Annotated in this window: 10 protein-coding genes; 6 read left to right on the top strand and 4 right to left on the bottom strand. The window is 48.4% G+C overall.

What is annotated here, in order from left to right; translation table 11 throughout:
* Positions 1–149: 149 nt before the first annotated feature.
* Positions 150–1289, bottom strand: a complete 1140-nt coding sequence (locus tag G358_RS0119280; RefSeq protein ID WP_019638893.1) for a DUF4261 domain-containing protein — start codon at positions 1287–1289, stop codon at positions 150–152.
* 218 nt (positions 1290–1507) lie between these two features.
* Here G358_RS0119280 and G358_RS30500 point away from each other — a divergent pair, with 218 nt between their 5' ends.
* The 3 genes from G358_RS30500 to ahpF all read left to right on the top strand — a co-directional run bounded on the left by G358_RS30500 (position 1508) and on the right by ahpF (position 4271).
* Positions 1508–1702 (top strand): hypothetical protein, encoded by a 195-nt coding sequence (locus G358_RS30500; RefSeq protein WP_019638894.1) that lies wholly within the window; start codon positions 1508–1510, stop codon positions 1700–1702.
* Between the two features lie 435 nt (positions 1703–2137).
* Positions 2138–2701, top strand: a complete 564-nt coding sequence (gene ahpC / locus G358_RS0119290) for an alkyl hydroperoxide reductase subunit C (RefSeq protein WP_019638895.1) — start codon at positions 2138–2140, stop codon at positions 2699–2701.
* A 37-nt stretch (positions 2702–2738) separates the two neighbouring features.
* A complete protein-coding gene (gene ahpF / locus G358_RS0119295; RefSeq protein WP_019638896.1) occupies positions 2739–4271 on the top strand; it encodes an alkyl hydroperoxide reductase subunit F in 1533 nt (510 codons plus the stop codon).
* A gap of 48 nt (positions 4272–4319) precedes the next feature.
* Here the strand turns inward: ahpF and shc are convergent, their stop codons facing one another.
* Positions 4320–6233, bottom strand: a complete 1914-nt coding sequence (gene shc / locus G358_RS0119300; RefSeq protein ID WP_019638897.1) for a squalene--hopene cyclase — start codon at positions 6231–6233, stop codon at positions 4320–4322.
* Positions 6234–6352: 119 nt separating this feature from the next.
* Positions 6353–7291 (bottom strand): helix-turn-helix transcriptional regulator, encoded by a 939-nt coding sequence (locus tag G358_RS0119305; RefSeq protein ID WP_019638898.1) that lies wholly within the window; start codon positions 7289–7291, stop codon positions 6353–6355.
* Positions 7292–7413: 122 nt separating this feature from the next.
* Between G358_RS0119305 and G358_RS0119310 the strand changes: the two genes are divergently transcribed.
* From G358_RS0119310 to G358_RS0119320, 3 genes are all read left to right on the top strand, one after another.
* Positions 7414–7863, top strand: coding sequence for a VOC family protein (locus G358_RS0119310; protein WP_019638899.1), 450 nt, complete (start codon positions 7414–7416; stop codon positions 7861–7863).
* A 409-nt stretch (positions 7864–8272) separates the two neighbouring features.
* Positions 8273–8677: a NusG domain II-containing protein gene (locus tag G358_RS0119315; RefSeq protein ID WP_019638900.1), complete on the top strand. Its 405-nt coding sequence runs from the start codon at positions 8273–8275 to the stop codon at positions 8675–8677.
* A 60-nt stretch (positions 8678–8737) separates the two neighbouring features.
* Entirely contained in the window at positions 8738–8968 is a 231-nt protein-coding gene (locus tag G358_RS0119320; RefSeq protein WP_019638901.1) for a coiled-coil domain-containing protein 124, read from the top strand.
* Between the two features lie 147 nt (positions 8969–9115).
* On the opposite strand, the gene G358_RS0119330 is transcribed toward G358_RS0119320, so the two are convergent.
* Positions 9116–9349: hypothetical protein (locus G358_RS0119330; RefSeq protein ID WP_026342369.1), on the bottom strand; the 234-nt coding region annotated here is incomplete at its 5' end.

A 9349-nucleotide genomic window follows, 5' to 3' on the forward strand; every position in this document is an offset into this window, starting at 1 on the left:
CTCGAAATTAAAGATTGATTCGTACTTATTTTATATAAATTTGAAATAGGGTAGGGGGCAGGAGATATCTGATCCGATATCTTCTAATATGAAAGGACCGGAAACCAATAATAACAGTCTCCGGTCCTTTTTTCTTTTCATCCTATGTATCAAAACCCGATCTTCAAACTCTCCCCTTCCACATACACGCCTTCCGACCGCGTAATCGGCAGCTTTTGTTCCGCATTAAAGCCGATGGTTTCCCCATGCTTCAGGGTGACGTTCTGTTCCACAACATAACTTGAAATATCGATCAGGAATTCGCGAAGGTCAGCTGGGGCAGCCTGACTGTCCAGCACTTCGATTTCGTCTTTGCCGAAGGGTTTAAGTCCACAAGTATATCCGCTCAACCCGGTTTCGGTTTGCACCAGTCCGAAGTGGACCAGATTAAATAACGGGAAGAAGTCTTCCTCCTCGGAGGACTTCATAATCTCTGCCATATTCAGGAACATTTCCGGCTGGAATACGGTGCCGGAAGAATATAGGCCTACAGCATTCGGCAGCTTCAGACAACTGGCCGCCAGCTTGGTGTACATCCGGCCACTGTTCAGCGGAGAGCCGGAACGGGTGAAGACAGCAAGAATAATTTGCGCAGTGTGGGTCTTAACGACATCGAGGCCTCCGGGCCAGAGGTAGTTCCCTTGGACGAAATGCTCAGCTTCGCCGTCGGGTATCGGGGCATCCACGAAGCTGATGGCAAGGGTGAAGCCTTCTGCATCAAACACAAGGACGCCTTCATTTTCCGCATCGGAATTCGTGTCTTCTTCCTCGTCCGGTCTATAGGCAATATTCCAATCGTTAAGCAAATGAGTCTTAATTTGTTCTAGATCGCACTCGGAGGAGTTCAGCAACACGAATCCGTTGAAGATGCCGGAGGCATCGTTCTGTGGCGCAGATGAATCGCCTTCCGCTTGCTCAGCTTCTATGGCAACCGCCTGCTCCATCCAGAACTGGCGGATCATTTCAACCATTGCGATCGCATCCTGCTCGGCCGTTGCTGGATCATAGGGCTGCATTTCACTGAAAATATGGCCGCAATGCTCGGTATCTGTCGGACTTTCATAGCCGCCGCAAACGGCGAGAAGCCATTTTCCCATTATGTTCTTCTTATACTTGAGTATGTAATAGTGCATATCGTGCAAATCAAATTCTCCGGCAATTTCAATTTTGCTTGGAGTGCGGCCGAGTTCGCGCTCATCCGCCAGCCAGTTGATCATGGATTCCATGGCGGCTTGTCGTTGGACTGTCATTAATTCCTCTCCTTATTCATTTTGAACTATTATACTTCATGTGTTATATCTCGTGCATGAGGAATTAGCATGGATGACTTGAATTGAATTGTCCATGGTTTGCTAAAGGGGCTTTTTTCTTTCTTATTAATGACAAGTTGCGAATTATCTCCATCCGATCTGGGAAGACTAATGCCGTTTATACTGCAATATACACAATCGGAAGGGGCGAATGCAGAATGGCAGGCGGGAATCAGAAGGATGGCAGAGAGAATCGTTTCCTGGATATCGACCGCATGGTCAATGAAGGTCTGGGAGGCGGCAATGTGACGATGGATAACGGGCTGATCGAGGAGACAACGACGGATACGATGGAATTACCCGAATCGGTACTTGGGGCAGCCCGTCAAAACGATACCAATTCGGACGCCTAATCTAAGACTACCGGCATCTAGTCTCTGACCTGTTCCAATGAGTTTAACCCTTGCGCCCAGAGGGTACTGGTACTACGAGTACACCAACGAGGGAAAAGGAGTGGACGATCATGGAACAGCTAGTCAGATCTTTTTTTGAAGGACGATGGAGAGGTTGCTAATAACCCCGAGTTGTCGTCATTGTGTACCTAGGTATTCAAGGACTACCCTGAGCCTTAAAGACATATTAGTAAAAAGAAAGCGGGCTGATTACTCCCATTTCAGGGCATAATAAAATTATGAAGACTTCGTGAATATGTTTGACAATGAGAATCAATAGCATATAATAATGATTATAAATAAGAATTAGTTTTAGTTGAGTGAGGCGGTGTGATAAACTAGTCTTATGCAGCTATACTAATTGCGAATTACAATACTTAGGAGGTAGAGTTAATTATGGCATTGATTGGAACAGAGGTACTGCCGTTTAACGCAATGGCTTATCACAACGGTGAATTTATCGAGGTAAGTGATGAGAACTTGAAGGGAAAATGGAGCGTAGTTTGCTTCTATCCAGCAGACTTCACATTCGTGTGCCCTACTGAGCTTGAAGACTTGCAAGATCAGTATGCTACTCTGAAAGACCTTGGCGTAGAAGTGTACTCCGTATCCACGGATTCCCACTTCGTGCACAAAGCATGGCATGACAGCTCCGAAGCCATCGGTAAGGTTACTTACATTATGATTGGTGACCCTTCCCATACTATCTCCCGCAACTTTGACGTGCTGGATGAAGCAACTGGCATGGCAAACCGTGCTACATTCATCATCGATCCAGACGGCGTAGTTCAAGCGGTTGAAATTACTGCAGACGGCATCGGCCGTGATGCAAGCACACTTATCGACAAAATCAAGGCAGCTCAATACGTTCGCAACCATCCAGGCGAAGTATGCCCGGCTAAATGGAAAGAAGGCGGAGAAACATTGAAGCCAAGCCTTGACCTCGTAGGTAAGATCTAAGAAAAGATCTAAGGCAAGATCTAAGGAGAGAGAAAATATGAAACTGGATGCAGACATTAAACAACAACTGGAGCAATATCTTCAGCTTTTGGAGGGCGATGTTCTGCTGAAAGTTAGTGCAGGTACGGATTCTGTATCTAACGACATGCTGGATTTAGTGAATGAACTGTCCAGCATGTCGGACAGAATCACTGTAGAGCGCACGCAATTGGCTAGAACGCCAAGTTTTAGCGTAAATCGCGTAGGTGAAGAAGATACTGGCGTAGTATTCGCCGGAGTTCCATTGGGACATGAATTCACTTCGCTTGTCCTGGCACTACTACAAGTCAGCGGAAGAGCTCCGAAAGTTGAACAAAGCGTAATTGACCAAATCAAGAGCATTAAAGGCGAGTATAACTTCGAGACGTACGTAAGCCTATCCTGCCACAACTGTCCTGACGTTGTGCAGGCGCTCAACTTAATGAGTATTCTGAACCCTGGCATCACGCATACGATGATCGACGGTGCAGCCTTCAAGGAAGAAGTGGAAAGCAAGGACATCCTGGCCGTGCCTACCGTTCACCTGAATGGCGAATTCTTCGAGAGCGGCCGCATGACCATCGATGATATCCTTGCAAAGCTGGTTACTTCGGATGCCTCCGAGTTCGAGAATAAAGAGCCGTTTGACGTTCTGGTCATCGGCGGCGGACCAGCCGGAGCGAGTGCGGCGATTTATGCAGCGCGCAAAGGAATCCGCACGGGTATTGTGGCCGAGCGCTTCGGCGGACAGGTCAATGATACCTTGAGCATTGAGAACTTCATCAGCGTGAAGTACACGGAAGGGCCTAAACTCGCTGCAAGCCTTGAGGAGCATGCGAAAGAATATAACATCGATATTATGAAGGCACAGCGTGCGAAGCGTCTGGAGAAGAAAGATCTTATTGAAGTTGAGCTGGAAAATGGTGCAATCCTGAAGAGTAAAACGGTCATCATTTCCACAGGGGCCCGCTGGCGTAACCTGGGCGTGCCTGGCGAAGCTGAATATAAGAACAAAGGCGTGGCCTACTGCCCGCATTGCGACGGACCTCTATTCGCAGGCAAAAGCGTTGCAGTAGTTGGCGGCGGCAACTCCGGTATTGAGGCAGCGATTGACCTTGCAGGTCTTACCGAGCATGTAACGGTTCTGGAATTTATGCCGGAATTGAAGGCAGACTCTGTACTGCAAGACCGTCTGAATAGTTTGCCAAATACGACTGTCATCAAAAATGCGCAAGTGAAAGAAATCACTGGTTCCAACAGAGTTGATGGCGTCAGCTACATCGAGCGCGAAAGCGGTGAGACGAAGCACGTTGATCTGGAAGGCGTATTCGTTCAAATCGGTCTGGTACCGAATACCGATTGGCTCGGTGACACGATCGAACGGACTCGTATGGGCGAAATCGTTGTCGACAATCATGGCGCAACGAGCATCCCTGGCGTATTCGCTGCCGGTGACTGCACGAACGCACCTTACAAGCAAATCATTATTTCGATGGGATCCGGTGCTACTGCAGCATTAGGTGCATTCGACTATCTCATTCGGAATCAATAATATATTTAACGGCCTCGGTCCTGATCATCATTGGGATTGGGGTCTTTTTTAGGTTTGCTTTTCATCATATTTCCTTCTATAGTGGCTTAGCGTCAGAAGCGGCCAGATGTACCGGTAGCTGTGATAATGGGTATAAAAATGACCGGGGAGACCCGCACCTGTTGGATAAGTGCTCTTCCAGTCTATGTCTTCATGCAGTAATGCGATAAGTCTACGGACTCCCCCATTTATGACAGGCATTGGCTGGGTGTGAACAGCGATAAGCGCATCCAATGCCCATGCGGTTTGGGAAGGCGTGCTGTTCCCTAAGGGGAAATAGCGCTGCAGCCGATCACTGTGGCAGGATTCGCCCCATCCGCCGTCCAGATTTTGGATGCTTGCAAGCCAGCGGACTCCTTTTTGTAGAGCCGTATCGCTTGCCGGGAGGCCGACCGCCGCTAAGCCAGTCATTGCTGCCCACGTACCGTAGATATAGCAAACGCCCCATCTCCCATACCAGGAGCCATCCTTCTCCTGATGTTGAGTCAACCACTTTACTCCCCGCTTGATGAATTCGTGCCGGGTATCCAGTCCGGCAAAGTTTCCGAGATACTCCAAGGTCCGGCCTGTAAGATCCGCCTCCGAAGGATCGATGGCAGCGGATTTGGCACCGTCGATGGCGAGCCAGGTCAGCAGCTCATTATTCGTGTTTCTCTCGAAGGCCGGCCATCCGCCGTCGTTATTTTGCATGGATAGCACCCAATTCAGTCCGCGATTCCACGGTTCCAGGCTGGCAGGACTGGTATGGGATAAACCCGCGATCGCCCGCAGCGCCGCCGTTGTATCATCCACATCGGGATTGATCGTATTGGTCTCCGAGAATCCCCAGCCTCCGGGAGGGGTGCCCGGATTATGGAGGCTCCAGTCTGCCGTTTTATGCTGTTGTCTGGACAACAGATACGAAGCAGCGCGCCGAATCGCTGGATGATCAGCGGCAATCCCGGCTTCTTGCAGGGCGTAGGCCAGCAAAGCGGTATCCCATACGGTCGAAGGGGAATTTTGGATGGTGGTTTTTCCGTTATAACGGCGGCATTGCATAGCGGTAAGCCCTTGAATGGCGCGGGTGATACGAGGATGCTGACGATCATACCCATGGGCTAGCAAGGCAAAAATCATGAGAATCGTGCTGCTGGCATAGCTGTAGAGAGTACCGTCGGCTTCGATCCGCTGCAGCATAAATTGCTCAGCCTTGGTCGCAGCTGCTTCATGTATTTTTTGGGGAATGCCGATAAGCTCTTTTAGCCCGGCTTGTATGCCGTCCAGCATATCCTGATAACCGCGAGGGAGCTGCTCGTCCTCGTCCATAGGTCGGCCAGTCAGATTGGACAGATCAGACAGATCAGGGGTATGAGCTCCTTTTATGGAAAAATGCTTGTCGGCCATAATCAGCATCGGGGTAAGATGGACCCGGGAGTACCCGGAGAAGTCGAAGAAATTAATCGGAAAATAAGCCGGGAACAGCAATATCTCCAACGGAATGCACGAAATCGACCTAGGCCATTTCCTTTGCCCTGTGGCGGCGAGGACCGCTTTGGTCAGGAGATTGGTGACTTTTCCAACACCACCTTGGGCTAGAATATACCGCTTGGCCCGCTGCATCGGCTCGTCTGTCGCTTGGCTGTAACCAGAATAAAGCAGGGCATAATAAGCTTCCACCGAAGCGGATAGATTACCTTCTGCTTCATCAAAGAACCATTTCCAGCAGCCCTCGGGCTGCTGCTCAGCGAGGATCCGGTCATGGAGCTGCCGAATCAGCGTTTCATTCTCGATGCCCAGCACTCGAAAGAGAATGATCACATAGGCATCGATAGCCGTCCCATTTTCAAAGCAAAAATGCCAGGACCCGTTCTCCCGCTGCCGCTGAAGCAGAGCTGTAGTCAGTCGCTTTATTTCATCATCCACTGCACGGAGCACGTCGCCCATTTCTTGGTACCTCCGCGGTAAGTCTTTTTTAGCATTATATGAAGGCAGGGGAGGGGAAATGAGGGGAATGAGGGGGGATGCCTCACCACTGAGACCCGTCGTGTGATCTGCACGCTGATTTATAATTTCTGATAGTGGCCTAAGAGACGCTCTGCTCTGTCTTGGGCTACTCGTTTCAAGGATTCAGGCTTCACGGATACAACAGAGCTGCCATATCTCATCAAATAATCAGCCATAAACTCTTCTTCTCCCGGATTATAGAATCCCCTAATGACCGTCTTATTCCCGCTGTCTAGGGTCATTGAAGGATAATGTTCTTTATAAAAAAGATCCTTGGCCTGTTCTAAAATCTCCACTTCAAAGCCAATACTATGCTCAGATTGATAAATTTCTAGTGAACGACGAAGGAGCTCGTCTATAGAAAAAGGAGCTTCAGCTTCCCCCTCTTCTACAGAGGCAATTCGGTCACATCTGAAAACCCGATATTGCTGCGTACCTAACTCGATTCCTGTGGCATACCATTGACCAAACCTAGCGGATATTTTGGAAAATTGAACGTGGTAGCTTTTTTGCTGCTTATTTTTTCGATATTGAATCGTACAGCTGCTTTCCTGAAGAATGCTTTTCAGAATGTGATCCAGGAATCGGCTCGTATGCGCATGCTGAACCATTTCAAAATGCAGGACTTTTTTCATGTTGTGGATCTGCTCGAGCTGTTTTTCAGAAAGGCAGTTTTCAAATTTTTCATTCAGCTTATTCACACTAAGATGAAATGGAGTGGATTGATAGGCCTCCAGCGTCAACATGGCAAAATATAGAGCGTACACCTCATCCATCGTAAAAATAATGGGGGACAGCAGTCTGTTCTTTAAGATCCCATATCGGCCATACCGGCCATGCTCGGAGAAGATCGGCATGCCTAATTGCTCTAACGAATGAATGTCCCGCAGGGCGGTACTTTTGGAAATATCGTATTTATCCATCAGGTCATGTAAATTAAAAAACTCCCGGCCGTTCAAGTATCGGATCATGTCATTTAGTCTTTCCGATTTCTTCATACTGGATCTCCTTATAAAGGTGTCGTATTTTGATACCTTTATAAATTATGATGAGTTCAGGGGCAAATATCAAATGTAGATGAGATGTATCTCAAATCACAATATCAAAGGAGACTGATCCCATGAATACAACACTGGAAGTGGCTATTTTCTTATCCATGAACGGAAGAGCCAAAGAGGCCATCGATTTTTACAAAAAGCATTTGAACGCCGAGGAATTGCTGCTGGTGACCTATGAGGACATGGCAAAACGCGACAGCTCGCTGCAGCTCACGGAGGAGAATAAGCATTACATTACTCATTCCGTCTTAAAAATCGGCAAAACAAAGATCATGCTGGCCGAGGACACGATGGACCCCCGTGAAAAATACACCGTCGGCAACAACACCTCCTGGTGCATTCAAAGTGCGGACCTGGAGGAAATTGAACACTTTTACAGAAGTCTAACTTCAGATGACCGGGTGGGAATCATTGTTCCTCTGTCCAGCAATGTGTTCAGCAGAGCCTACGGCATCATAGAAGACCCGTTCGGGGTGCAGATCCAGTTGATGTATGACGAGCGATTGGGGTGAAAAAGTTTAAATGATCCCAAGTTAGTATTCCATATTAACTGGATGGAAGTGCGGCATAGAAAGGAACCGCCTCGCATGACCTTGCTGGTACCGGGCTGCTGTGTTTAACGTCTCATGTTTAACCGTCTCAGCTTCCTATTATCGAGCCGACCGTGGACTCGGTATGTTCAAATCCACGTGCCTATGGATGGGCTTGCTGGGGCTGGCATCTATCTCGGCTATCGTATCCTTCGATGCATACTAGGGAAAAGAAAGAAAAGGTGACTTTCAGGAGAAGTCGCTTTTTTTTCCATTTGCAGATGTGACGATCTACACAGATTCAACATATTTGCATAGTAAAATAGAAGTAGGTAGTGGCGAAGCCCAGAAACGGCTGAAGTGCTAGGGCTATAAGAAGAGATGTGAGTGAATGCCTTTCAAAATACAAAAAGGGGATTATGCCTTGATCCTAGCTCTCCTGCTGATCGCAGCGATCATGTACGGGTATAATCTCTTGCGGCCCATGCATGAGCAGATCATGCCGGGAGAAGCCTATGCGCAAATTCAGGTGGATGGCGAGATCTATCAGACCGTGAAGCTGACCAAAGAGACCCAGTGGATAGAGATTAAGACCGACAGGGGCTATGATCGGCTTCGGGTTCGCGATTACGGCATCGAAGTGGTAGAGTCCGACTGCCCGGAGAAAATATGCTTTACGTTTGGACATATCACGCAGTCCAGGGAAGTGATTATCTGCTTGCCGCTTCGCATGTATATTACCATCATCCGTGATGCGCCCAGCGGCGAAGATGAACTGGATGCTATTGTTTCGTAATTTGTTTAATACGATTTCATTCTGAGTCATGGTCCGGGCTATTGAGGGGAGGTGAACATCATGAGAGCAAAAACCATCGCCATCATAGGTGCGGTAGTTCTGACCATCGGAATCGGCACAGCCGCCTATGCTGCAGAGGCAGGTCCTTCTGCCTTCAGAGACATGCTTCCATTCATGAAAGAAATGCATCCGAATTTGAATGATTCGCAGTTGGAGCAGATGTACAATAGTTGTCATCAAAGAGGAGGAAATGCAGCCTTTCAAGGGATGCATCCATACTCTCCTATGTGAGTGAATGCATAGTAAGTAGGGTGAAGACCGCAGCGGCCATGGATGGGTGCTGCGGTCTTACTCTTCCGGGCTCCGGGGCTGCTATTGTATGATATTTTGTATACAATACTTGAACCAGGCGGCTGTTCGCGATTTCTGTATGAATTTTCATATACAATCCCCTGCTCCCGCTGCTCGTTCGCGATTTCTGTATGAATTTTCGTATACAATCCCCTGCTCCCGCCGCTGTACGCGATTTCTGTATGAATTTTCGTATACAATCCCCTGCCCCCGCCGCTGTGCGCGGTTTCTGTATGATATTTCGTATACAATCCCCTGCTCCCGCCGCTCGTTCGCGATTTCTGTATGATATTTCGTATCCAATTCCCGGCTCCCGCTGCT

The organism is Paenibacillus fonticola DSM 21315 (assembly GCF_000381905.1).
Taxonomy (GTDB): Bacteria; Bacillota; Bacilli; order Paenibacillales; family Paenibacillaceae; genus Fontibacillus; species Fontibacillus fonticola.

Excerpts from the sequence above, each read along its gene's own strand:
- G358_RS0119280 (WP_019638893.1), bottom strand. The coding sequence starts at position 1,289 with ATGACAGTCCAACGACAAGCCGCCATGGAATCCATGATCAACTGGCTG.
- G358_RS30500 (WP_019638894.1), top strand. The coding sequence starts at position 1,508 with ATGGCAGGCGGGAATCAGAAGGATGGCAGAGAGAATCGTTTCCTGGAT.
- ahpC (WP_019638895.1), top strand. The coding sequence starts at position 2,138 with ATGGCATTGATTGGAACAGAGGTACTGCCGTTTAACGCAATGGCTTAT.
- ahpF (WP_019638896.1), top strand. The coding sequence starts at position 2,739 with ATGAAACTGGATGCAGACATTAAACAACAACTGGAGCAATATCTTCAG.
- shc (WP_019638897.1), bottom strand. The coding sequence starts at position 6,233 with ATGGGCGACGTGCTCCGTGCAGTGGATGATGAAATAAAGCGACTGACT.
- G358_RS0119305 (WP_019638898.1), bottom strand. The coding sequence starts at position 7,291 with ATGAAGAAATCGGAAAGACTAAATGACATGATCCGATACTTGAACGGC.
- G358_RS0119310 (WP_019638899.1), top strand. The coding sequence starts at position 7,414 with ATGAATACAACACTGGAAGTGGCTATTTTCTTATCCATGAACGGAAGA.
- G358_RS0119315 (WP_019638900.1), top strand. The coding sequence starts at position 8,273 with ATGCCTTTCAAAATACAAAAAGGGGATTATGCCTTGATCCTAGCTCTC.
- G358_RS0119320 (WP_019638901.1), top strand. The coding sequence starts at position 8,738 with ATGAGAGCAAAAACCATCGCCATCATAGGTGCGGTAGTTCTGACCATC.